General features: G+C 72.3%; 20 protein-coding genes and 1 tRNA gene. 9 read left to right on the top strand and 12 right to left on the bottom strand.

Translation table 11 applies throughout. From position 1 onward, the window contains the following. Positions 1–142: 142 nt before the first annotated feature. Positions 143–955, top strand: coding sequence for a hypothetical protein (locus AC3ET3_RS07100; RefSeq protein WP_488191822.1), 813 nt, complete (start codon positions 143–145; stop codon positions 953–955). A gap of 127 nt (positions 956–1,082) precedes the next feature. Here AC3ET3_RS07100 and AC3ET3_RS07095 read toward each other — a convergent pair whose 3' ends face one another. Both AC3ET3_RS07095 and AC3ET3_RS07090 read right to left on the bottom strand, forming a co-directional pair. Further along, the gene (locus AC3ET3_RS07095) at positions 1,083–1,886 is read right to left on the bottom strand and encodes an inositol monophosphatase family protein (protein ID WP_435611826.1); all 804 of its coding nucleotides are present in this window, start codon (positions 1,884–1,886) and stop codon (positions 1,083–1,085) included. Positions 1,887–1,915: 29 nt separating this feature from the next. Next, positions 1,916–2,221, bottom strand: coding sequence for a hypothetical protein (locus AC3ET3_RS07090; RefSeq protein WP_432133234.1), 306 nt, complete (start codon positions 2,219–2,221; stop codon positions 1,916–1,918). A 180-nt stretch (positions 2,222–2,401) separates the two neighbouring features. On the opposite strand from AC3ET3_RS07090, the gene AC3ET3_RS07085 reads away from it, so the two are divergent. Continuing rightward, a complete protein-coding gene (locus tag AC3ET3_RS07085) occupies positions 2,402–2,833 on the top strand; it encodes an Hsp20/alpha crystallin family protein (RefSeq protein WP_432133235.1) in 432 nt (143 codons plus the stop codon). Positions 2,834–2,975: 142 nt separating this feature from the next. Beyond that, entirely contained in the window at positions 2,976–3,545 is a 570-nt protein-coding gene (locus AC3ET3_RS07080) for a DUF2267 domain-containing protein (RefSeq protein ID WP_432133236.1), read from the top strand. Positions 3,546–3,795: 250 nt separating this feature from the next. Here AC3ET3_RS07080 and AC3ET3_RS07075 read toward each other — a convergent pair whose 3' ends face one another. Further along, complete coding sequence (locus AC3ET3_RS07075) at positions 3,796–5,331, bottom strand: MFS transporter (protein ID WP_432133237.1); 1,536 nt, start codon at positions 5,329–5,331, stop codon at positions 3,796–3,798. Between the two features lie 100 nt (positions 5,332–5,431). Further along, entirely contained in the window at positions 5,432–6,694 is a 1,263-nt protein-coding gene (locus AC3ET3_RS07070) for a DUF445 domain-containing protein (protein ID WP_432158905.1), read from the bottom strand. 448 nt (positions 6,695–7,142) lie between these two features. Between AC3ET3_RS07070 and AC3ET3_RS07065 the strand changes: the two genes are divergently transcribed. Further along, entirely contained in the window at positions 7,143–8,531 is a 1,389-nt protein-coding gene (locus AC3ET3_RS07065) for an SGNH/GDSL hydrolase family protein (protein ID WP_432158901.1), read from the top strand. A gap of 60 nt (positions 8,532–8,591) precedes the next feature. On the opposite strand, the gene AC3ET3_RS07060 is transcribed toward AC3ET3_RS07065, so the two are convergent. From AC3ET3_RS07060 to AC3ET3_RS07045, 4 genes are all read right to left on the bottom strand, one after another. Beyond that, the gene (locus AC3ET3_RS07060) at positions 8,592–9,323 is read right to left on the bottom strand and encodes a DUF1707 SHOCT-like domain-containing protein (protein ID WP_432133239.1); all 732 of its coding nucleotides are present in this window, start codon (positions 9,321–9,323) and stop codon (positions 8,592–8,594) included. A 169-nt stretch (positions 9,324–9,492) separates the two neighbouring features. After that, positions 9,493–10,518, bottom strand: a complete 1,026-nt coding sequence (locus AC3ET3_RS07055) for an ABC transporter ATP-binding protein (protein ID WP_432133240.1) — start codon at positions 10,516–10,518, stop codon at positions 9,493–9,495. A gap of 14 nt (positions 10,519–10,532) precedes the next feature. Further along, entirely contained in the window at positions 10,533–11,297 is a 765-nt protein-coding gene (locus AC3ET3_RS07050) for an ABC transporter permease (protein ID WP_432133241.1), read from the bottom strand. A 175-nt stretch (positions 11,298–11,472) separates the two neighbouring features. Beyond that, positions 11,473–12,273: an ABC transporter permease gene (locus AC3ET3_RS07045; RefSeq protein ID WP_435611825.1), complete on the bottom strand. Its 801-nt coding sequence runs from the start codon at positions 12,271–12,273 to the stop codon at positions 11,473–11,475. A gap of 316 nt (positions 12,274–12,589) precedes the next feature. Between AC3ET3_RS07045 and AC3ET3_RS07040 the strand changes: the two genes are divergently transcribed. Further along, positions 12,590–15,019 carry a transglycosylase domain-containing protein gene (locus tag AC3ET3_RS07040; RefSeq protein ID WP_432133243.1) on the top strand — a complete coding sequence of 810 codons (2,430 nt, stop codon included), beginning with the start codon at positions 12,590–12,592 and terminating at the stop codon, positions 15,017–15,019. Between the two features lie 246 nt (positions 15,020–15,265). Here the strand turns inward: AC3ET3_RS07040 and AC3ET3_RS07035 are convergent, their stop codons facing one another. Together AC3ET3_RS07035 and AC3ET3_RS07030 are read right to left on the bottom strand one after the other, a co-directional pair. Further along, positions 15,266–15,568, bottom strand: a complete 303-nt coding sequence (locus AC3ET3_RS07035) for a GroES family chaperonin (protein WP_432133371.1) — start codon at positions 15,566–15,568, stop codon at positions 15,266–15,268. Positions 15,569–15,668: 100 nt separating this feature from the next. Continuing rightward, positions 15,669–15,998 carry a DUF3618 domain-containing protein gene (locus AC3ET3_RS07030; RefSeq protein WP_432133244.1) on the bottom strand — a complete coding sequence of 110 codons (330 nt, stop codon included), beginning with the start codon at positions 15,996–15,998 and terminating at the stop codon, positions 15,669–15,671. A 96-nt stretch (positions 15,999–16,094) separates the two neighbouring features. Here AC3ET3_RS07030 and bcp point away from each other — a divergent pair, with 96 nt between their 5' ends. The 4 genes from bcp (at position 16,095) to AC3ET3_RS07010 (ending at position 18,216) form a co-directional block, all read left to right on the top strand. Next, the gene (gene bcp / locus AC3ET3_RS07025; protein WP_432133245.1) at positions 16,095–16,562 is read left to right on the top strand and encodes a thioredoxin-dependent thiol peroxidase; all 468 of its coding nucleotides are present in this window, start codon (positions 16,095–16,097) and stop codon (positions 16,560–16,562) included. Positions 16,563–16,798: 236 nt separating this feature from the next. Continuing rightward, positions 16,799–17,284, top strand: a complete 486-nt coding sequence (locus AC3ET3_RS07020; RefSeq protein WP_432158904.1) for an HNH endonuclease — start codon at positions 16,799–16,801, stop codon at positions 17,282–17,284. Next, the gene (locus AC3ET3_RS07015) at positions 17,281–18,129 is read left to right on the top strand and encodes an HNH endonuclease signature motif containing protein (RefSeq protein WP_432133247.1); all 849 of its coding nucleotides are present in this window, start codon (positions 17,281–17,283) and stop codon (positions 18,127–18,129) included. The genes AC3ET3_RS07020 and AC3ET3_RS07015 overlap by 4 nt, the downstream gene beginning before the upstream one ends. 12 nt (positions 18,130–18,141) lie before the next feature. Then, a tRNA-Leu gene (locus AC3ET3_RS07010) sits at positions 18,142–18,216 on the top strand. A gap of 2 nt (positions 18,217–18,218) precedes the next feature. On the opposite strand, the gene AC3ET3_RS07005 is transcribed toward AC3ET3_RS07010, so the two are convergent. Continuing rightward, positions 18,219–18,596: a hypothetical protein gene (locus AC3ET3_RS07005; protein WP_432133248.1), complete on the bottom strand. Its 378-nt coding sequence runs from the start codon at positions 18,594–18,596 to the stop codon at positions 18,219–18,221. Between the two features lie 144 nt (positions 18,597–18,740). Continuing rightward, a complete protein-coding gene (locus tag AC3ET3_RS07000; RefSeq protein WP_435611824.1) occupies positions 18,741–22,184 on the bottom strand; it encodes an ALF repeat-containing protein in 3,444 nt (1,147 codons plus the stop codon). Positions 22,185–22,764 lie beyond the last annotated feature (580 nt).

Genomic DNA, 22,764 nt, shown 5'->3' with positions numbered 1-22,764 from the left:
CTTCGAAAGTGACCTTTCACCGGCAAGGCGTGAACTCGCTGCCGCCCTCCAGAGCCTCTGCGCTCTGGTCCTCATCACGCCGGATGGCGCCGACGCGCCTACCCCCAACCCAACCCAGGGTGAGGTCGCCAACCGGCTCGCGATGAGCGAAAGCGCACTTTCGAGGGCGCTCAGCGGAAAGGTCCTGCCTGTGAGGCGGTCGGTAGAGGTCCTCTTCGAAGCGGCGAGCACCGACGCCTCAAAGCAGGGCATCGAGATCGGCATCACCCTGGCCGACTTGTGCCAGTTGCACAAGGAGGCGGCGGATCAGAACGGGATCACCGCCACGCGCCTGAGCACGGACCTGGAGTCGACGTCCAGACAACTCAACGCGGCTCTTGATGAGAACGCGCAGCTCAGCAGCGCGTGCACGGAGCTGCGCGCCCAGCATGACAAGCTGCGCCAGCAAGCCTCCCTGAAGGCCGCCAGGTTGCGGTCTCTCCAGCGGAAGTACGCGGTGCTGCGCCGGAAAGCCGCCTCGCTACAGAAACGGGTCAGCCTCCTCGAAGCCGGCTCACCAGCTCCTCCAGCCCCCTCATCTGGCACTCCGGCCGCCGCTCCGCTGCCGGTACCCCGTCAGGCGGGGGACCGGCAGCGGACTGAACTCGATACGGCTGCCGCCCGGCACGTCGCCGGGCGAGCGGAAGCTCTGTGCGACGGTGGCCGGCAAGCGGATGAGGTGCTGGCGCTCCTACGGCATACGACGGACGCCTACAGCCCGGCGGAAACGGCCTTGCTGGTCGTCCTGCTGACTCAGCACGGCCAGAGGGATCTGGTAAGGGACCTTCTCCACATCTATGGACGAGACAAGCCCGACCGTGAAGTCCTGCGCACCGCGCTGGAACTCCTCAGGTCCGGTGCCCCAGCCAGCGCTGAAGCCCTGATACTGACCGCTGCGGAAATGCGCAGACCGTAACCTGGCCTGTCTGTTACGCCGCCCCCGGCTCCACCTCGGCACCGTCGCAGCGGGGGGGGGACCGTCCGGTGGTATTGATCGGGCCGTTACCGCCGTAGGGACGCTGTAGCCGTTGCGGCTGGCGGAGTCAGGTGAGGAAGGTGTGCCTGGCCCACAGCTCCGTCATCTCCGTCGCCACCCCCGGCGCAGCCAACAGCAACGGCTCGTCGAGGGCCGGGGGGTCGGGGAGTGCCACGGCTCCCGCCTCCTTGGCGATCAGGTAGGCCGGGAGGCCGTCCACCGCGTGGAAGGCGCCGATGGCGGCTGCCGTGGCTCTGCCCGCTGCCACCTGGGTGAGGGAGAGGGCCGTGGAACCCATGACGCGGGTGGTGCAGTGGCGGGCGGCCAGGGCGGTGAGGAGGGGGTCCAGGCCGGGCCAGTGGGCGTGGGCCGCCCATTCGGTCAGGAAGAGGTGGCCGGTGAGGGTGGTGTGGGTGGCTGCGCGGATCGGGGTGCCGTTCAGGTGGGCGCCCCGGTCCTTCAGCGCGGTGAAGGTCTCGCCTCGCCAGGGGTCCGCCACCAAGCCGAGCAGGGGCGTGCCGTCGGGGGCGGCCAGGCCCAGGGAGAAGGAGCACCAGCCGATGCCGTGGGCGTAGTTCGTGGTGCCGTCGACGGGGTCGACCACCCAGTGAGGGGCGGTCGGGTCGGCCGGGGGCCGGTCGGCGTACTCCTCGCCCTCGATGCCGTGGTCGGGGAACTCCCGGTGCAGGACCTCGCGGACGTACGCCTCGATCGTCTCGTCGGTGCGGGTGACGATGTCCGCGGGGCCCGCCTTCTCGCGGACCCCGCCCTCGTGCGGGGTGCGGATCGCTCGCGCCGCCCGTGCCGCGAGGTCCTCGGCGACGGCCAGCGCGTGGTCCAGGTCCACGTCCCGGGTCCGGTTCGGATGCACGGTTCTCGGTGTCCGGTCAGCCGGGGCGGTCAGCCGCGGCGGTCGGCCACTGCCCAGGACGCCAGGGCCACCGCGCCCGCCACGCCGAAGACCGAGGGCCAGGCGCCCACCTTCTTGGCCAGCGGGTGGGAACCGGCGAACGCGGCCGCGTAGGCGGCGGTCAGGGCGCCGGCGGCCTTGCCGCCCGCCCGGTGGTGCCACTGCTGGGCCGCCGCCGCGCCCGCCACCGCCAGGACGGCGCCGCCGAGCCGGCGCTTCCCGGTCCAGCGGGCCACGCCGTAGCCGCCGACCAGGCCGCCCGCGGCGATCAGTGAGCTGGGGATCTTCGCCGCCATGTCCGTCTCCTTCATCCCTCATGCCTTGCCTGCCGGCGGTCAGGGCCGCCGATCGCGAGGCTATCCCGCACCGGACCTCCGCGCGGACCTGAGTCTCTTCTTGTCAAGTTTCCTCCTCCGCGCTATATAAGAAGTCGTAGGGCATCGCACTCGTGACAGCGACGAGAGGAGTGGACTGTGATGCTCATGCGTACCGACCCGTTCCGCGAGTTCGACCGCCTCGCGCAGCAGGTACTCGGTTCCACCGCGCGGCCGGCCGCCATGCCGATGGACGCCTACCGGTCCGGGGACGACTTCCTCGTCCACTTCGACCTTCCGGGCATCGACCCCGAGACGATCGAGCTGGACGTCGAACGCAACGTCCTCAACGTCCGCGCCGAGCGCCGCACCCCCGCCCCTGAGGGCGCGGAGATGATCGTCTCCGAGCGGCCCACGGGTTCCTTCACCCGGCAGCTCTTCCTCGGCGACACCCTCGACACGGAACGTATCGACGCCTCGTACCAGGCGGGCGTGCTCACGCTGCGCATTCCGGTGGCCGAACAGGCCAAGCCCCGCCGTATCCAGATCACCGGCGGCGACGCGGACGACCGCAGGCAGCTGAGTAGCGGCTGATCGATCCGGCCGCCCCGCCGACCGGGCGGCCAGCGACCGGGCAGCCCGCCGACCGGGCGGCCCGGCCAACCGATGTCTGCCGTCGCGCCGGTCCGGTGCCCGCCGGGCCGGCGCTTCATGAGCAAAGGAGGAGTCGCAGTAGATGACCGCGCCATCGACGACGTTCACGACGTCCGTCCTGGAGCCCGCCGGCCCGTCCGCCCGGGCGGTGATCCCCGCCCCGGCCGGAGGCCGCCGTGGTCAGCCCGGGGGCGCGGCCGCGAGCGCCGGGTGGTCCCGGCTCGTGGGGCGCGTCCGGGAGGCCGGCCAGTACACCACCGCGGCGGAGGCGGAACGGATCGTCCGTATCGTGCTGTCCGCCCTCGGCGGTCATGTGATCGGCGACGAGCGGGTCGCGCTGGCCCGTGCGCTGCCCCCGGAGGGGGGCGCGGTCGTCGCCGCGCAGGTTCCGGTGACCCGGCCGCAGACGGCGGCCCGGTTCGTGGACGGGGTCGCCGCCCGCGTGGAGGGGGCCACACCGGCCACCGCCCGCTGGGACGTGAGCTCCGTGCTCGGTGTGCTGCCGGAGTTCGTCGGGGACGGTCTCGTCGACCGGTTGATCGCCGAACTGCCGCCCGGCTACGCGCTGCTGTTCGGCAGGGCGGAACTCGCCGGCAAGCCCACACGCAGGTTGACCGGCAAGCCGGCAGGCAGGCTGACCGGCGAGGGGTGACGCGCCCCGGCGGCGCCGCCTCGGAAGGGTTCCGGCCCCGGGGACTCGTCCCCACCGCTGAGCGGAAGCGTGCGCGGAGTGCGGCCGGGGCGGGGCCGGGAGGCAGGGCCGGGGAGGGGCGGGGTGTCCCCCGGCCGCCACCCCGGCCTCAGCCCCGGCCCCGGCCTCAGCCCCGGCCCCGGCCTCAGCCCCGGCCCCGGCCTCAGCCCCGGCCCCGGCCCCGGCACGGCCCGGCCCCGGGCGTCGTGCCTCAGGCGGTCGCGGGCCGCGAGCCGGGCCCTCCCCGGCCGCCGCCCGGCGCGTCGGCGCTCTTCCCCGCCGACCCGCTCACCGCCGTCAGCGGCTGGGCGATGTCCTCCAGGGAGCGCCGCTCGGCCCGTACCGCGAGGAAGACGGCCACCAGTCCGGCCGCGCACATCAGGAACGCGCCGATACAGAAGGCGATGACGGTGTCGCCGGTCCGGCCCGTGCCGGTCAGGTCCGCGAAGAGCAGCGGGCCGCTGATGCCGCCGGCCGCGGTGCCGAGCGCGTAGAAGAAGGCGATGGACATCGCGCGGGTCTCCATCGGGAAGACCTCCGACACGGTCAGGTAGGCGCTGCTCGCGCCCGCCGAGGCGAAGAACAGCACCGCGCACCAGCAGGCGGTCAGGGTGGTCGCGCTCAGCACGCCCAGGCCGAACAGCCAGGCCGTGCCGAACAGGAGCAGGCCGGACAGCAGGTAGGTGGAGGAGATCATCACGCGGCGGCCGACCGTGTCGAACAGCTTGCCCAGCAGCAGCGGGCCGCAGAAGTTGCCGACGGCGATGACGGCGAAGTAGTAGCCGGTGTGCGCGGCGGGGACGTCGTAGAACGTGGTCAGGATCGCGCCGAAGCCGAAGGTGATCGCGTTGTACAGGAAGGCCTGCCCGATGAAGAGGGCGAAGCCGAGGATCGCGCGGCGGCGGTAGCGGGAGAAGACGGTCCGGCCGATCTCCAGGAAGGAGACGCTGCGGCGCTGGTGGATGGTGATCTCGCCTCGGGGTTGCTCCAGTGGGGTGTCGCCGTGCTGCTGTCGCACCTCTCGTTCGATCGAGGTGACGATCTCCTCCGCCTCCTCGTCGCGGCCGTGGATCAGCAGCCAGCGCGGGCTCTCCGGGACGTGGCGGCGGACCAGCAGGATGACGAGGGCGAGGACGGCGCCGAGCGCGAACGTCAGCCGCCAGCCGACGTTCGCGGCGAAGATCGAGGTGTCCAGCGCGACGATCGACAGCAGGGACCCGCCGACCGCGCCGAGCCAGAAGCTGCCGTTGATGACCAGGTCGACCCGGCCGCGGTAGGGGGCCGGGATCAGCTCGTCGATGGCGGAGTTGATGGCCGCGTACTCGCCGCCGATGCCGAAGCCCGTGAGGAACCGGAACAGCAGGAACCACCACGTGTCGAAGGAGACCGCGGTCAGCGCGGTGGCGGCCAGGTAGACCGCCAGCGTGATCATGAAGAGGTTCTTCCGGCCGAACCGGTCGGTGAGCCTGCCCCAGAACAGGGCGCCGGAGCAGGCGCCGGCCACGTACAGCGCGGCGGCCACGCCGGTGACCTGGCCGGAGGTGATCGGCAGTCCGCTGCCGGGCTCGGAGAGCCGGCTCGCGATGTTGCCGACGACCGTGACCTCCAGGCCGTCCAGGATCCAGACGGTGCCCAGCCCGACGACGATCGTCCAGTGCCAGGGGGACCAGGGCAGGCGGTCCAGTCTGGCGGGGATGTCGGTGGTGACGGTACGGCCGGTCTCGGCGACGGTGGTGTCGCGAGCCATGCTCCCTCCCTGTGCTCGGCGTCGATGCGCCGCGCCGGGTTCCCCGGCAACCGCCGGTGACGCCCGGGACGTGCCCCGGGAGAGTCCGGGCCCGGGTGCCCTACCCGCCGAGCGCCCGCGACACCGTGTAGATCACCAGGCCCGCCAGGGAGCCCACCACCGTGCCGTTGATGCGGATGAACTGCAGGTCGCGGCCGATGTGCGCCTCGATCTTGCGGGTGGTGTGCTCGGCGTCCCAGCCGGCGACGGTGTCGGTGATCAGGGAGGTGATCTCCTTGCGGTAGGTGGTGACGACGTGGACCGCCGCTCCCTCGACCCAGCTGTCGACCTTCTCCTGGACGTGGGGCTCGCGGGCCATGCGGGCGCCCAGCGAGAGCAGGGAGGCGCGCACGCGCAGGCGGAGCTCGCTGCGCTCGTCCTCGGCCGCGGCGACGATCATCGCGCGGACGGCGGTCCAGGCGGACGTGATCAGGTCCTGGACCTCGCCCCGGCCCAGCACCTCGCCCTTGAGGCGCTCGACGCGCGCCCGCGTCTCCGTGTCGCCCTGGAGGTCGGCGGCGAAGTCCGTGAGGAAGCGGTCGAGGGCGCCGCGGGCCGGATGGGAGGGCATGTCGCGCATCTCGGCGCAGAAGCGCAGCAGTTCCTTGTAGACGCGGTCGCCCACGCGCCGGTCCACGAAGCGCGGGGTCCAGCCGGGCGCGCCCCCCTTGACCGCGTCCATGACGGAGTCGCTGTGCAGCACCAGCCAGTCGTGCGCCCGGGTCATCACCAGGTCGACGGCCCGCTTGTGGCCGCCGTCGGCGACCACGCGCTCCAGGAGTTTGCCGAGGCCGGGCGCGATCTCCTGGGCCTCGGCGCGGCGCGTGATCGCCTCGCCGACGACCGCCTTGACATCGGAGTCGCGCAGTACGGTCAGCGCGCCGCGCAGGGCCGTGGCCAGTTCCGCGGTGACCCGGTCGGCGTGTTCCGGCTCCGCGAGCCACGCGCCCAGCCGGCTGCCGATGCCGACGGCCCGCAGCCGCTGCCGTACGACGTCCCGGGAGAGGAAGTTCTCGCCGACGAACTCGCCCAGCGACACACCGAGCGCGTCCTTCTTGGTGGGGATGATCGCGGTGTGCGGGATGGGCAGGCCGAGGGGGTGTCGGAAGAGGGCGGTGACCGCGAACCAGTCGGCGAGCGCGCCCACCATGCCCGCCTCGGCGGCCGCCGCCACGTAGCCGGCCCAGGCGCCGGCGCCGGCGTGCGAGGCCCACGTGGCGAGGATGTACACCACGGCGACGAACAGCAGCATTCCGGTCGCGGTGACCTTCATGCGCCGCACACCGCGCCGGCGTTCCTCGTCGGCGGGGGTGAAGGCGGTCATGGTGCGGTGGGTCGGCGTGCCGGACCGGCCCGGCGCCGCCACCGGTTCCGTACCGGCCTCGGGGCCGGTGCCGGCCGCCGGGCCGCCGGCGGTCGCCGCGCCGGTGCCGGCGGCCGTTCCCGTACGGGTCGAGCCCGCACCCGCCGAGCCCGCACCCGCACCCGCACCCGCACCCGCCGAGCCGGTACCCGCCGTCGCTCCCGAGTTCGCGCTCGGTCCCGGCCCCGCGGTCGCCGCGCTACCGGTCCCCGCTTCGGGGCTCGTGCCCGTCGCTTCCCTGCGTTCCATTCGCTCGCTCCGCCCGTTCGCCGCCCACCCGCGCGCCGGATCCATTGTCCTTCCTGACCTACTCCCCACACCGGACAGGAGTTCCCGCCTTCGGTCGGAAGAGGGACCGGGCACGCCGGTTCTGCGGGTGTGTTCCCCACCCGTGCCGCACTATGAGTTCATGGCCGAACGACGTGGTGGTGCCCTCCTGTCCGCGATCGTCGCCCTGATCGTGGCCGCCTCCGCCGCCTGGTGGTACGCCGGGCTGCCCGCCGGCGGGAGGCCGGCGGCCTCGGACGGGACCGCCCCGGGCAAGAACGGCGGCGCCGCCGCACCCGCCGCACCCGCCGCGGCCGGGGTCTGGACCGGCACTTGGTCGGCCTCCCCGGTGAGCGGCGAACCCGGTACCGAGACCGACGGCATGGCGGGCCGGACCGTGCGCAACGTCGTGCACACCAGCGTCGGCGGCGTGCTCGCCCGGATCACCCTCTCCAACCTCTTCGGCACCGCCGACCTCACCGTCACCCACGCGACCATCGCGCTCGCCGCCGACCGGCGGACCGGCGAGGAGCGGACCGGCGGGGAGCGGCCGGCCGGCGGGCGCGGCGCTGCCGCCGCCCTCGGCACCATGCGCCGGGTCACCTTCGGCGGGTCCCCGGAGGTCGTGGTGCCGGCCGGCGGGGAGGTGGTCAGCGACGCGGTGGCGCTGACCGTGCCGTACGACTCCGACGTGCTGGTCAGCGTGTACGCGCCGGGCGGGGCCGGGCCGGTGACCCACCACCCCCTCGCCCGGCAGACCGGCTACGTGGCCGAGGGCGAGCGGACCGCCGACCTCTCGGGGGCTGCGTACGCCGCGGACGGCGACCGCTGGCGCTGGCTGACCGCGCTCGACGTGTACGGCCGGCAGGCGCAGGGCACGCTCGTCGCCTTCGGCGACTCGATCACCGACGGGGTCACCGCCACCCGCGACGCCGACCACCGCTGGCCCGACGTCCTCGCCGACCGGCTGCGCGAGGCCGCGCGGGAAGGGGCCGACGTGCCGCGCTACGGCGTCGTCAACGCGGGCGTCGGAGGCAACCGGGTCCTCACCGACGTCCAGACGGCCCCCCTGAAGAACCCCAGCGCGCTGCACCGCTTCGACCGGGACGTCCTGTCCCGGCCGAACGTCCGGGTCGTGGTGGTCGACCTCGGCATCAACGACATCCTGCGCGGGCCCGCCGCACCGGAGGCGATCCTCGCCGGGCTGCGCACGCTCGTCGACCGCGCCCACGCGCACGGCGTCAAGGTCATCGGGAGCACCCTCACGCCGTTCCTGGGGCACCGGGGCCACACCGCGCAGCGGGAGGCCGTACGGCAGCACATCAACGAGGAGATCCGGGGCGGCGGGGTGTACGACGCGGTCGTCGACTTCGACGAGGCGCTGCGCGATCCGTCCGACCCCCGGCGGCTGCTGCCGGAGTACGACTCCGGGGACCATCTGCACCCCGGTGACGAGGGCTACCGGGCGATGGCCGGGCTGCTGGACCTGCGGGAGCTGAGGGCACCGGCCCCGGCCCGCCTCGCGGCCTGAGCTGCCTGACCTGCCTGAGCGGCCTGCCCACCCGGCCCGCGCCGCCCCGGGCCGCCCGCGCTACTCCGGCAGCTGCTTGCCGCGCCGGCCGTTCCCGCGCTCCAGCCGCCGCTCCGCCCGCTCCCGGCGCCGTTCCTCGCGCTCCAGGCGGCGCTCCTCGCGCATCCGCCGCCGCTCCTCGCGGGTGACCTTGCGCTCGACGCCGACGCCACCCCACAGCGCGAACCCGGTGACGACCACCCGGGGCGCCCCCGGCTCGCCCGGGACGCCGTCCTCCTTGTGGTCGAAGCCGCCCATGATGCCGAAGCCCCGCACCACGACCTCGACGCCGGGCGGCACGATCACGTTCACCCCGCCCATGACCGAGACGCAGTTGACCTGCACCTCGCGGTCGGCGAAGTACGCGTCGCGCAGGTCGACCTCGCCGCCGCCGAACAGGGTGAAGCAGTTGAGCCGCCGGGGCGCGGTCCACCGGCCGCGGCGCTGGAACCCTGACATCACGGCGACGGCCCAGTGCGACGAGCCCTCGCCGCCGACGATCCGCTCGGCCCACCCGCCCCGGTCCTCCGGCCGCTTGACCATGTCGATCTTCGGTGCGGGAGTCCCGGCGACCGGCAGGTCCCGGGTGAGCGGGGCCAGCTCACCGTAGGTGCGGGACCGGTAGGCGGCCTCCAGCCGTTCCTCGAACTCCGCCATGTCGAGACGCCCCTCGGCGAGGGCGTCCCGCAGGATCTCGGCGACACGCTCACGGTCGGCGTCGGAAGCGCGCAGCTCCGGCAACTCGTCGGTCATGCAAGCAGCCTACGAGCTGACCGGGCATGGAGGCCATGGAAGCTTTGGAAGCCATGGAGGCCATGGAGGCCATGGAAGTCATGGGCCCGACCGCCCCAGGAGCCCACCGCCCACCACCCACCGCCCGCCATCCGCCGTTCCGCCACCCGCCGCCCGGAGCGCGCCGGCGCTACCGAACCGGCTTCGGCGCCTCTCGACCCTCCCGCCCCTCCCGCCCCTCCCCGGCGTACATCCTGGCGATCACCGCCTCGATGTCCGGCTCCCGCACCGACAGGTCCACCAGCGGGTACTCCGCGGCGATCCGGGCCACCAGCGGCGCCGCCGACCGGTCCGCCGGGAACGCCAGCCACTGCCGCGGGCCCTCGACCTTCACCACCCGCGCGGGTTCGGCCTGGACGGGCGGCAGTTCCCGCTCCAGGTCGACCACCAGGATCCGCTCGCTCTCACCCGCCTCGTGCAGGCCGGCCGGCGAACCGTCGTACATGATCCGGCCGTGGTCGATGACCACCACCCGCGAGCACAGCTGCTCGATGTCCTGGAGGTCGTGGGTGGTCAGCAGCACCGTGGTGCCCCGCTCGGCGTTCAGCTCGCGCAGGAACTCCCGCACCCTCGCCTTGGAGATCACGTCCAGCCCGATCGTCGGCTCGTCGAGGTACAGCACCTCCGGGTCGTGCAGCAGGGCCGCCGCGATGTCGCCGCGCATCCGCTGGCCCAGGGAGAGCTGGCGCACCGGGACGTCCAGCAGGCCGGCCAGGTCGAGCAGGTCCACCAGCCGGTCCAGGTTCTCCCGGTAGCGGGCGTCGGGGATGCGGTACATGCGGTGCATCAGGCGGTAGGAGTCGATCAGTGGCAGGTCCCACCACAGGGTCGTGCGCTGCCCGAACACCACGCCGATGCGCCGCGCGAGCCGCGACCGCTCGCGGGACGGGTCGAGGCCGGCGACGCGCAGCCGGCCGCCGCTCGGGGTGAGGATGCCGGTCAGCATCTTGATCGTGGTGGACTTCCCGGCGCCGTTCGGGCCGATGTAGCCGACCATCTCGCCGCGCGCCACCGTGAAGGAGATCGCGTCGACCGCCCGGACCGTCCGGCGCTCCCGCCTCAGCAGGCCCGTCCGCCTGCGCACGTCGAAGACCTTCTCGAGGCGGTCCACCTCGATGAACGCGTCGGCTCCGACGCCGTCCTGCCGCATGGCCATGCCCAACCGCCCGCCTAACTCCCCGTGCTCCGATACGACCTCAGCCCCGCCCGCCACGCCAGTCCCGCCAGCGCGCAGCACACCCCGGCCACCAGCGGCGGCGCGAACGCGGCGCCCGCCGGCAGGCCCAGCGGGTACGGCCGGTCCAGCACGTACGCGGCGGGCACCCAGTTCACGAACGCCAGCGGGAACAGGAAGGTGACCCCGCGCACCAGTTCCCTGCCGAACACCGTCGGCGGATACTGCAGCAGCGTCTGACCGCCATAGGTGAAGGCGCTCTGCACCTCCGCCGCGTCCTGGGTGACGAACTGGAAGGCCGCCCCCGCCACCAGCACCGCGCAGAAGATCGCGCCGCCGGACACCAGCATCACCGGCACCAGCAGCACCTTGACCGGCGTCCAGCCCACGTCCAGCGCGAGGAGCGCGTACGTGAGCACCAGCGCCCCCTGGACGAGCCGCGCCACCCGGCGCAGGGCGAAGCGGTCGGCGGCCACCTGGGCGAGTACCGGCGCGGGCCGCACCAGCAGCGTGTCGAGGGTGCCGTCGCGCACCCGGCCGCCCAGCCGGCCCGCCGAGCCCATCGCGAGGTCCGCCAGGCCGAAGGAGGTCGCCGACAGCCCGTACAGGAAGGCCACCTCGGGCAGCGTCCAGCCGCCCAACGTGTCGACCTGGGCGAACATCAGCACGATCGCGACGAAGTCCAGCCCCGTCACCAGCAGCCCGCCCAGCACGGTCATCACGAAGGACACCCGGTAGGCCAGGGTGGAGCGGATCCACATCCCGGAGATCAACCCGTAGGCCCGCAGCCCCTCCGCCAGACGGTTGTTCTCCCCCGCCCGGTCCCACGTCGCTTCTCCCGCCGCCTCTCCCGCCGCGTTTCCAACCCGATCCCCCGCCGGTCTCCCGGCCCGGCCCCCGGCCACAGCCGGGCCGCCCCCCGGATCCCCCGTCCGCTCAGCCACCCTGCACCACCACCCGCCGCGTCGCCGCCGACTGCAGCAGCCGGCCCGTCCCCAGCAGCACCAGCGCCCACACCGCCTGGAAGGCGAAGACCGGCAGCGGGTCGGCCTCCCCCATCAGCAGGTCGGCGGGCATCTGCAACTGCGCCGCCCACGGCAGGGCCCGCACCACGTCACCGAGCGGGCCGGGGAAGGCGTTCAGCGGCAGCGTCATGCCCGAGCAGAAGACCCCGGTGACCATCAGCACCTGCAGCGCGCCCGTGCCGTCCAGCAGCCAGAACGCGCTGAGCGCCACCAGATAGCGGATCGCGAAGCTCACCACCATCGCCAGCGCCACCGCGACCGCGAAGGCCGACCAGACCGCCGGATCGCCAGGCAGCGCCGTGGGGAAGAAGAACCAGCCGAAGACGAACGGCACGACGCCGCGCCCCAGCAACTGGAACACCGCCCGCCCCAGGTCGTTCGCCAGCCACCACAGTTGCAGGTCGACCGGCCGGTACAGGTCGATCGCCACCCCGCCGTCGCGGATCCGCTCGATCAGCTCGACCTCGAAGCCGCCCCCCTGGATCGCCAGCGTCGCGAACAGCGCCTGCCCCAGCCAGACGAACGTCACCGCCTGCGCCTGGTCGTACCCTCCGAGGTGGGGCTTGACGTCCCACAGCGCCATATACGTGTACACCAGGATCAGGCCGAAGACCGTGTTGGTGAACACACCGGCGGCAGTGGCCGCCCGATACGTCGCGTACCGTCTGAATCCCCCCGAGACGACGGCCGCGTACAACCGCGCCGATCCCACGGCAACCGCCCTCCTCGACCGCCGGCCCGCGAGGAGCCGGCCCAGGACACTCCGAGCCACCGGCCCGGGTCACCCGCCCGAACCGCCGAAAAGACACCGAAGCGAAGGACCCTAGTGCGACCCGGCGCCCCGGTGCCACGCGTTTTCACCGGTGTGCGGGCGCACCGGGCGAAGTGAAGCGCAGCAACGCGCGCAGCAACGCGCGCCGATTGCCGGGAACGGATCGCCCGGTGCGAGAGTCTTCAACGAGGGGGACGCAACAAGGCGTACGAGGCGTACGGGAACGTACGACGCGAAACAGGAGTCCGTGCAGCACATGAGTGACGAGCCGCAGCCGCAGCAGCCCGCCGACGACGCCGGAGGCGGGGCGAAGAAGGCCAAGCGGCCCAGGCGAACCGGCTGGCGCCGGCTGATCCCCACCTGGCGGATGGTGCTCGCCACCTTCGTCGTGGGCGTGGCGCTGCTGGCCGGCCTGTTCTTCCTCGGCTACTCCATGGTCAAGATCCCGCCGGCCAACGCCCTCGCCACCAAGCAGTCCAACCTGTACCTGTACGCCGACGGCACCGAGATCGCCCGCGACGGGCAGGTCAACCGGGAGAACGTCGGCCTCGCCCAGGTCTCCAAGGCCGCCCGGTACGCCGTGCTGGCCGCCGAGGACCGCGACTTCTACACCGAGTCCGCCGTCGACCTCAAGGCCATGCTGCGGGCCGGCTGGAACACCGCGACCGGCAAGGGCAAGCAGTCCGGCTCGACGATCACCCAGCAGTACGTGAAGAACTACTACCTGGCGCAGGAGCAGACCGTCACCCGCAAGGTGAAGGAGTTCTTCATCTCGATCAAGCTGGACCGGGAGCAGTCCAAGGACAAGATCCTGGAGGGCTACCTCAACACCAGCTACTTCGGCCGCAACGCCTACGGCATCCAGGCCGCCGCCCAGGCCTACTACGGCGTCGACGCCGCCGAACTCACCGCCGCGCAGGGCGCCTACCTGGCCGCGCTGCTGAACGCGCCCAGCGAGTACGACGTGGTCGCCAACCCGGAGAACCGCAAGGCGGCCGAGGCGCGCTGGAACTACGTCCTCGACGGCATGGTCAAGGAGAACTGGCTGAGCCCCGCGGAGCGCGACGCGGCCAAGTTCCCCACGCCCCGCGAGGAGAGCGCCGCCGACACCGGCATGTCCGGGCAGCGCGGCTACATCGTGCGGGCCATCCGCGACTACCTGATCAAGCACGACATCGTCGACGAGGAGTCGCTCGCCGCCGGCGGCTACCGCATCACCACCACCCTGCAGAAGAACAAGCAGGACGCCTTCGTCGACGCGGTGAACGACCAGCTCATGTCCAAGCTGGACAAGAAGAACCGCAAGGTCGACACCTACGTCCGCGCGGGCGGCGCCGCCGTCGACCCGAAGACCGGGCACGTCGTCGCCATGTACGGCGGCATCGACTACCTCAAGCAGTACACGAACAACGCCACCCGCCGGGACTTCCAGGTCGGCTCCACCTTCAAGCCGTTCGTGTTCACCTCGGCCGTCCAGAACGGCTCCGAGACGCAGGACGGCCGCCCGATCACCCCCAACACGGTGTACGACGGCACCAACAAGCGCCCGGTGCAGGGCTGGAGCGGCGGCTACGACCCGGCGAACGAGGACGACCGCTCCTACGGCGACATCACCGTGCGCACCGCCACCGACAAGTCCGTCAACTCGGTGTACGCGCAGATGGCGGTGGACGTCGGCCCGGCGAAGGTCAAGCAGACCGCGATCGGCCTCGGCCTGCCCGCCGACACCCCCGAACTGCACCCCTACCCGTCGATCGCGCTGGGCGTGGCCAACGCCAGCGTGCTGGACATGGCGGAGGCGTACGCGACCCTCGCCAACCACGGCAAGCACGGCACGTACACGCTGGTCGACAAGGTCACCAAGGACGGCGTCTCGGTGCCCCTGCCGGAGCGGAAGACCACCCAGGCCGTCAGCCGGGAGGCCGCCGACACCACCACCGCGGTCCTGCAGAGCGTCGTGGAGAAGGGCACGGCGACCGCCGCCCAGGAGGCCGGCCGGCCCGCCGCGGGCAAGACCGGCACGGCGGAGGAGGACAAGGCGGCCTGGTTCGCCGGGTACACGCCCGAGCTGGCGACGGTGGTCTCGGTCATGGGCCAGGACCCGGTGACCGCCGAGCACAAGAAGCTGTACGGCGCGCTGGGCCTGCCCCGGATGAACGGCGGCGGGGCACCGACGGACATCTGGGCGCAGTTCACCCGGGAGGCCCTGAAGAACACCCCGGTCAGCGACTTCGACCTGGAGCTGCAGGAAGGCGCCGACGTCGTCACCGAGGTGCCCAGCGGCAAGCCGTCGAACAGCGGCACCACCGACGGCGACGAGGACGGCGGCGACCCGTCCACCGGCGGCCAGGACTCCGGCGAGGGCGGGACCTCGCAGGGCACCACCGGGGACGGCACGGACCCCGGCGCCACCACCGGCGACCCGACGACCGGCACCACCACCGGCGGCGACACCGGAGGCACGACGGGCGGCACCACCACGGGCGGCGCCACCGGCGACACCACGACGGGCGGCAGCACCGGGGACACCACCACGGGCGGCTCGACGGACACCGGCTCGACGGGCGGCCTGATCACCGGCGGCACGACGACCGGCACCACCACCGGCGGCAGCGGCTCGGGCGGCGGCGGCACGGGTTCCACCGGCCCGGGCACCCAGCTGACCACCCGCCGCGAGATCGGCTGACCCGGCCGCCGCGAGACCGGCTGGCCCGCCCCGCCGCGAGACCGGCCGGCCCGGTCGGCCCGGGGTCAGTGGCCGCCGGTCGCCTGCGGCCGACGACGGCGACCCGCGAGAAGGCGGCGCGGGCAGCACGAAGGGCTGGTGACGACGGTCACCAGCCCTTCGCCGCCGGCCCCTGGCCCTGACCCTGGCCCTGGCCCTGTCTCTGGCCCTGCGCGGCCGTACCCCGACCGGCGGACGTACGTGGATCTAGAGGTACAGGCCGGTCGAGTCCTCGGAGCCCTCGAAACGGTCGGCCGCGACCGCGTGCAGGTCGCGCTCCCGCATCAGCACGTAGGCGACGCCACGCACCTCGACCTCGGCTCGGTCCTCCGGATCGAACAGGACCCGGTCACCCGTCTCCACCGTCCGTACGTTCTGCCCCACCGCGACGACCTCGGCCCACGCCAGCCGACGGCCGACGGCCGCCGTGGCGGGGATCAGGATGCCGCCGCCGGAACGCCGCTCGCCCTCGGACGTGTCCTGCCGCACGAGGACTCGGTCGTGCAGCATCCGAATGGGCAGCTTGTCGTGATGGGGAGTGCTCTGCTCGTCTCTGTTGGCGCTCACGACTCGAACCTACCTGCCTTCGCCCCGGCCGCACGCGACCGGGTCAGTCCTTGCGCCGCCGGCCGCTCATCACGAGCAGACCCACGACGCCGACCGCGAGCAGGGCGACGGGCAGGACGCGCTCCATCCGGGGCGCGCCCTCCTCGTCCGTGAACTGCGCCCGGACGTCGCTCACGACCCGGTTGACCTGGACGTACGCCCGGCCGAGGGTGTGGTCGACGTTGGCCGCGACCTTGGCCTTGGCATCGCCGACGATGGTCTTCGGATGCACCCGCACCCCGATCTCGTCGAGCGTCTCGGCCAGCACTTCGCGGCGGCGCCTGATGTCCGCCTCGATCTGCGCCGGGGTTCTGGTGTCCGACGTGTCCGCCACCGTGGGGCCTCCGAAGTCGACTGGAATACTGCTGCGGACAGTCTGTCAGCTCTCGGCCCGCCCGCACTGTCAGGACCCCCGGTTACGCTCGGAGCCATGAGCGAACGACTGCAGCCCGGGGACGTGGCCCCCGACTTCACCCTGCCCGACGCCGACGGCACCGAGGTGTCCCTCGCCGACCACCGGGGCCGCAAGGTCATCGTGTACTTCTACCCGGCCGCCCTCACCCCGGGCTGCACCAAGCAGGCCTGCGACTTCACCGACAACCTGGAGCTGCTGGCCGGCGCGGGGTACGACGTGATCGGCATCTCCCCCGACAAGCCGGAGAAGCTCGCGAAGTTCCGCGAGAAGGAGAACCTCAAGGTCACCCTCCTGGCCGACCAGGACAAGAAGGCCCTGGAGGCGTACGGCGCCTGGGGCGAGAAGAAGAACTACGGCAAGACCTACGTCGGCGTGATCCGCTCCACGGTGATCGTCGACGAGGACGGCAAGGTCGAGCACGCCCTCTACAACGTCCGCGCCACCGGCCACGTCGCCAAGATCATCAAGGACCTGGGCATCTGACGCCTCCGCCCCACCGACCGGACCGGGCGTGACCGGTTCCCCGCCCGCTCGTTGATCCGTGCGAGAGGGGAACGTTCGATCCGGTCGGAGGGGGCATGGGCGCGCGCTACACCCGTGAGCTGCTGACAGAGGCAGCCCGCGAGACACGGCACATCGACGACGCCATCCGGTGGTGCGGAGGCCGTCCCACGCCCGGGACGCGCAGGTACCTGCGCCGGAAGATGGCGGAGGCCGGCGTGGACATCAGGCATCTGGAGACCAACCAGGTGCGCCATTCGGAAGAGCGCCTGCGCGCCGCAGTCGCGGCGTCGACCAGCTTCCGGGATGTCGTCCGGCACCTGGGCATCAGTCAGGTCGGGGGCAACCAGAGCCACATCGCTCGTCGGATCGCGGCGCTCGGTATCGACACCTCGCACTTCACGGCCGGCCGGGGACCACGCCCCCGCAAGGAAGCGCGCGGCGGACTTCTCTCGCTGGGCAGTCCCGACGACGGACGGGTCACCGGAGAGCGCTTGCGACGCGAACTGCTGCGGATCGGCGTGCGGGACCGATGCGCGATGTGCGGAACCGGTCGCGAGTGGAACGGCAAGCCGTTGACCCTGGAAGTGGACCACGTCGACGGCAACTGGTGGGACAACCGGCCGGAGAACCTGCGCCTGCTGTGTCCCAACTGCCACGCGGTGACCGACACCTACCGTGGCCGCAGGCGGAGGCTCGGATGAACCGGGCCCGGTTTCCCCGTGAGACGCTTGCCACCTCGGCAGCCGTCTCCACCAGCCTCGTCGACCTGCTGCGCCACATCGACGCGCCCCTGACCAGCCAGACACTGCGCTATGTGCGGTCCCGGCTCCAGCACTACGGGATCGACGTCTCGCACTTCGTCCCTGAGCCCCTGCCGCCTCGCGAGCGGCAGACCTATTCCCGTGAGGTGCTGGCGGACGCGGCAGCACGGTCCACCAGTATCCGGGAGGTGCTGGACCACTTGGGCGTCCCGGTCAGCGACAGTCTGTACGGTCACATCCGGAAGAAGCTGGAGCGGTGGGAGATCGACACCTCGCACTTCACTTCGGGCCGGGGATACGGCCCGCGGCTCCTCCCGGCCGCGCCCCTAGCGGCGGCCGTCGCCGGCTCCAGCAGCATGGCGGGGGTCCTGAACGCACTGGGCCTGACGGACAACACCACCAGCCGGACGCGGGTCAGGCTCAGTCTGGACAAGCACCGAATCTCCACGCACCACTTCACCGGCCAGGCGCACCGCAGGGGCCTCGTCTCACCGCACCGCAAGCCCGCCGAGGAGATCCTTCGTCGGCAGCCGCCTGGATCACCCAGGACGAAGACCGTTCTGCTGAGGCGCGCCCTCGACGACCTCGGCGTCCCTCACAGCTGTGCCGCGTGCGGTCTCGGTGGCACATGGCAGGGCCGACTTCTGGTGCTGGAGATCGACCACATCAACGGGGACGACCTGGACAACCGGCTGGAGAACCTGCGCTACCTCTGCCCGTCCTGTCACAGTCAGACGAGGACCCACTCCCGACCACGTCGCACGCGAACCTCGCGCGCCCAGTAGAGTAACGGCGTTGGGCCCGTACCCCAGCTGGCCAGAGGGCGCCGGTTTAGGTCCGGTGTGTCGTGGGTTCGAGTCCCACCGGGCCCACCTCATGTGTTCGCCGCCCACACGCCCACCACCACTCCGATGCTCAGCAGCATCGAGAAGGTGACCCACACCAGGGACAACGTGTTCAGTTTCACCTTGATGTCAGGGTTCTGTTCCTGCTTCAGGATGTCGGCGGCCACGCGGTTGCGTACCGGGGCGACCATCACGACGAAGATGAGCAGGGTGGCGCTGTAGAAGTAGAGCGTCGTGGCGACGGAATAGCTTTTCACCACGGCGAACAGGAGCAAGGTCGCGCCGAGGACCACGGGGATGAAGGAAACGCTTTTCTTGCCGCTCGGTGTCGGCATGGCCCATCGCATCACCGCGATGTGGAGCGGGGTGACGGCGGCGGCTATCAGGAACCAGGCGTAGCTGGGCAAGGACAGAAACATCGGCAGCGGTCCTCTCCGGGACGGAATGCGGATGCGGATGCGGATGCGTAATGCGGCATTTCACCGCGTGTCATTTCGCGTCCGCATTCGTCCGTTCGTCCGTATTCCGTCCCGGATCGTATCAGTCGGTCATTACCACGGAGTCAGCGCGTCCCACGTGTCACTGACGGCGTCGCCGACGGTGTCCACGGCCTGGTCCCACTTGGTGGTGAAGGCGCCGATGGCCGGGGATATCAGTTCCTGTTCCAGGCGCGCGGCGATGACCGCTCCGGAGCGCAGGCCGTCGGCACCCCAGTCGATGAGGCCGGACAGCCCGCCGAGCTTGCTGCCGAACTTGGCGAAGGGGACACCGCCGGTGAAGACGCCGATGAGGACGCCGGCGGCGGAGCTGAGGAACGCGTTGGAGGTCCAGCCGTCGGTGAAGCCGGTGATGATGGCGGCGGCGGCGCCGGTGGTGAGGGAGACGACGCCGGCGACGCCCGCGATCGCCTCGCCCAGGGGCGGCGGGATGAGGAGGGAGGCGGCGGCGATGCCGCCGCTGACGGTGGAGACGGCGGACAGGACGTTGGCGATCTCCTGCCAGTCCTCCTTGTCGCCGCCGAGGAACGTCTTGGGGTGGTCCGCCTTGTCGTTGTCGGCGGTGTCGGAGGGGTCGACGCCGTTCTGTTCGTTCTGCCGGGCCTTCTCGGCCGCCTCGCGGGCCTTGGCCTCCTGTTCGGCCCGGTACTTGTCGAGGGCGATCTGCCGGGCCTCGGAGGCGGCCTGGGCGGCCTCCTGTGCGCTCTTGCCGGCCTGGACGGCGGAGGCGTGGGCGGCGTTCGCGGAGGCCTGGGCCTGGTTGGCGGAGAGGACGGCCGCGCTGGCGGAGGCGGTGGCGCGGTTGGCGGAGTAGTTGGCGCGGCGGGCGGCGCCGCGGGCGGCGAGTGCGGCGTTCTTGGCGGTGGTGGCGGAGGCCGAGGCGTCCTGTGCGGACTGTTCGGCCGCGTCGGCGTTGGCGTCGGCTTCCTGTGCGTAGGCGGCGGCCTGGGTGGCGGAGGCCTTGGCGGCGTCGGCCCACTGCTGGGCCTCGTCGGCGGCCTTGCGGGCTTCGGCGGCGGCCTTGGACGCTTCGGCGGCGTCGGTGACGGCGTCCTGCGCGACCTTCGCGGCGTGGGCGAGGGAGGCACGGATGGCGGCGATGTGCGCTGCGGCCTCGGCGTCGAGCTGGAGCATGCGCGGGTGGACGGTGGTGAGGAAGTCGCGGACCATCCAGTCCGGGCCCTCCAGTGCCACGCTCGCGGCCATCTTGGTGTAGGGGGCGGCGGTGGACAGGACGGAGAGGATGGCGACCTGGTCGTCCTCCTTCTGCGCCGCGGCGTACTTGGTGGCGAAGAAGTCGTGGAGGGCCTGGGCGGAGCCGTCGGCGAGGGCTTGTTCGGCGGCCTGTTTGACGGCCGGGCCGGGGTTCTGGTCGAGGATGCGGAAGACGGCGACGGTGTTGTCGTCCTTGGCCGCGTCGATCATGCCGCCGGTGAGGAAGGCGGCGGGTGCGGCGGTGTCGGTGGATTCGAGGGCGAGTTGCGCTGCCTCGGCGACCTTGGCGGTGGAGATCTGGCCGATGTAGAGGACGGTTTCCCGGTCGTCCTGGTGCTGGGCGATGGTGCGGTCGGTGTCGATCCAGGTGAGGACGGACTGGTCGTCGCCGGCGAGGGCGAACTCGGCGGCCTCGCGGGTCCAGGTGCCGTGGGAGGTGAGCAGGTTGAGGCAGGCCTGGCGGCCGGCGGTGAGGGCGGTGGCGTGGTCGCCGGCCGCGAGTGCCTGTTCGGCCTGGGCGATGAGGTCGCGGGTGGCGGTGTCGAGGGCCTGTTGCTGGGTGAGTTGGTCGCGGGCGGCGGCGACGTCCTGCTGCTGGAGGGCGGCGAGGCGGCGGGCCTCGTCGAGGCCCTGCTCGGTGTGTTGGTCGATCTTGTCCTGTTCGGCCTCGCGTGCCTGGCGTTCGACCTCCTTGGCGTCGTTGACGGCCTGGACGGCGGCGTCGGCGGCGGCTTTGGCCTCGGCGGCGTACTGGGTGGAGCGGTTGGCGTAGTCGATGGCCTGGCCGGCGTACTTGGCGGCTTCGTCGGCGGCGTCGGCCGCCTTGTCGGCGTGGTCGGCGGCGGAGTTGGCGGCGTTGCGGGCGGCTTGTGCGGCGCTCGCGGCGGTGGCGGCCAGGGACTGGGCGGCGGAGGCGGCGCGGGTGGCGCGGGCGGCCTGGGCGTCGGCCTCCTCGGCGGCGGCGCGGGCGGCGGCGGCCTCGGCCTGGGCGGCGCCGGCGGAGGTGGCGGCCGCGGCGGCGGAGTTGGCGGCGACGGCGGCGTTGCGCGCGGCGGAGGCGGCGGCGTTGCCGGCGGAGGAGGCCTGGGAGGCGGCGGTGGCGGCGTGGTCCGCGGCGGCTGCCGCGGTGCGGGCCTTGGCGGCGGCGTTGCGGGCGCCCACGGCGGCGTCGCGGGCGGCCTGGGCCTTGGTGGCGTCCTTGGAGGCGGCGATGGCGGCCCGGTAGGCGGCGGAGGCGGCGCGGGCGGCGTTGGCGGCGGAGGCGGCGGCCGCGTTGGCGGCCCAGGCGGCGCGGCGGGCGGCGGACTGGGCGGCGTGGGAGGCGGAGATGGCGGTGCGGGCGGCCTGGGCGGCGCCCTTGGCGGCGCCTGCGGCCTTGCGGGCGGCGCGGCCGGACTTCTCCACGTCGTTCTGTGCGGCCTGGGCCTCGGCGGCGGCTTCCTCCGCGGCCTGCTTGGCCTTGGCGGCGGCGGTCTGGGCCTTCTCGGACTCGGCCTTGGCCTGTTCGGTGGTGAGTTGGGCGCGCTTGCCCTCGCGTTCGACGACGGCGACGAGCTGGTCGATGGTGGCGCGCTCCTGGTCGCGGGCGCGGGCGATGTGCTGTCCGATTTCGAGGAACCAGTGGATGGCGCCGGCCGTGCCCTGGTCGAGGGCGCGTTGGGCGTAGGTGGCCACCTCGGGTGAGGCGTTGGCGAGGATCTTGAAGACCTGTGCCTGTTCGTCCTCGTAGCGGGCGGTGAACTGGGTGTCGGAGACGAAGTTCGTCAGGGCGTCGCGGGTGCCGTCGGCGAGGGCGGTGTCGGCGGCTGACTGGACGCCGCGTTCGCCCTGGTTCTTGAGGGTGAGGGTGAGGACGCGGAGGTCTTCGAGCTGGGCGGTGGTGTAGCCGCCGTCGAGGAAGGCGGCGATGGCGTCGTCGCCGGCGCCGAGGGCGGTGCTGATGGCGTCGGCGGTGCCCTTGCCGGAGGCGGCGAGGGCTTTGAGGAGGGCGACGCGGTTGTCCTCGGCGACGGCGGCGGGCAGCGCGGTGGTGACGAACTGCTCGGCGTCGGCGGGGGTTCCGGTGAGGGCGGCGGCGGCCGCTCGTTTGACCGCGGCGCCGCCGGCCTTCCAGGCGGACACCGTCTTGCCGCGTGCGGTGTCGGGCAGGGAGGGGATGGCCGGTACGTCGTCGAGGGTGGCGGCGAGGGCGCGGGCGCCGGTGGTGAGGGGCAGGGCCGCGGCGGCGGTGGTCGCGCCGGCGACGGTCAGGATTCGCCTTCTGCTCCAGTACGTGGTGTTCAAGAGGTGGTCCCCCGGTGGCAGTTGTCGGAAAGGCTCCTGCAAACAGCCGCGACGCTATCTGACGGGTCGAAATGCGTGCGGCCCCACCGGGAAATTGAGTTTCATAAGTCTCACGTATTCTTCACAACTTCCACACACGTTCCCGTGCAACCTTTCCCGGGTGTGATGTGGTTCACGTTCGACTGATTACCTACGTCCGCTTTTCGAGTCATTTTTCCGTTGGACAGGGGTCGGAGTCCCGCACTTATATGCGAGAGGCTGCGGATAAGAGCCGCATGTTATGAGGGGGATTTCCATGACCAGGCGCATTTCGGGACATGCGTACCCGGCGTCAATTTCACCTAATTTCCTCATTGCGGCGCCGTAGCCTTCCCGCCCTTTTTAGAACGTTTCAGGCCTTTGGGCTCGGAATCGACGACTAGGACTGTGATGAAGGCAGGTACCACCCACGTGGCACGACGAAAGCGCCTGATCGGCCGCACCCTGGGGGCCGCCGCGGCGGCCGGCGCCCTGGCGTGGCTCGTGGTGACCGGGAGCGCGCAGAACGCCCAGCAGAACAACGGCGGCAGCGCGGTCAAGA

This window comes from Streptomyces sp. bgisy159 (assembly GCF_057707805.1).
The sequence above is the reverse complement of the archived record's forward strand: the minus strand, read 5'-3'. Positions and strand labels throughout refer to the sequence as shown.

What these genes read in the sequence shown, in the direction of transcription:
- AC3ET3_RS07065 (WP_432158901.1), top strand. Translation starts at nt 7,143, where the DNA reads ATGGCCGAACGACGTGGTGGTGCCCTCCTGTCCGCGATCGTCGCCCTG.
- AC3ET3_RS07080 (WP_432133236.1), top strand. Translation starts at nt 2,976, where the DNA reads ATGACCGCGCCATCGACGACGTTCACGACGTCCGTCCTGGAGCCCGCC.
- AC3ET3_RS07015 (WP_432133247.1), top strand. Translation starts at nt 17,281, where the DNA reads ATGAACCGGGCCCGGTTTCCCCGTGAGACGCTTGCCACCTCGGCAGCC.
- AC3ET3_RS07090 (WP_432133234.1), bottom strand. Translation starts at nt 2,221, where the DNA reads ATGGCGGCGAAGATCCCCAGCTCACTGATCGCCGCGGGCGGCCTGGTC.
- AC3ET3_RS07055 (WP_432133240.1), bottom strand. Translation starts at nt 10,518, where the DNA reads ATGGCCATGCGGCAGGACGGCGTCGGAGCCGACGCGTTCATCGAGGTG.
- AC3ET3_RS07035 (WP_432133371.1), bottom strand. Translation starts at nt 15,568, where the DNA reads ATGCTGCACGACCGAGTCCTCGTGCGGCAGGACACGTCCGAGGGCGAG.
- AC3ET3_RS07100 (WP_488191822.1), top strand. Translation starts at nt 143, where the DNA reads ATGAGCGAAAGCGCACTTTCGAGGGCGCTCAGCGGAAAGGTCCTGCCT.
- AC3ET3_RS07070 (WP_432158905.1), bottom strand. Translation starts at nt 6,694, where the DNA reads ATGACCGCCTTCACCCCCGCCGACGAGGAACGCCGGCGCGGTGTGCGG.
- AC3ET3_RS07050 (WP_432133241.1), bottom strand. Translation starts at nt 11,297, where the DNA reads ATGTGGATCCGCTCCACCCTGGCCTACCGGGTGTCCTTCGTGATGACC.
- AC3ET3_RS07040 (WP_432133243.1), top strand. Translation starts at nt 12,590, where the DNA reads ATGAGTGACGAGCCGCAGCCGCAGCAGCCCGCCGACGACGCCGGAGGC.
- AC3ET3_RS07060 (WP_432133239.1), bottom strand. Translation starts at nt 9,323, where the DNA reads ATGACCGACGAGTTGCCGGAGCTGCGCGCTTCCGACGCCGACCGTGAG.
- AC3ET3_RS07085 (WP_432133235.1), top strand. Translation starts at nt 2,402, where the DNA reads ATGCTCATGCGTACCGACCCGTTCCGCGAGTTCGACCGCCTCGCGCAG.
- bcp (WP_432133245.1), top strand. Translation starts at nt 16,095, where the DNA reads ATGAGCGAACGACTGCAGCCCGGGGACGTGGCCCCCGACTTCACCCTG.
- AC3ET3_RS07075 (WP_432133237.1), bottom strand. Translation starts at nt 5,331, where the DNA reads ATGGCTCGCGACACCACCGTCGCCGAGACCGGCCGTACCGTCACCACC.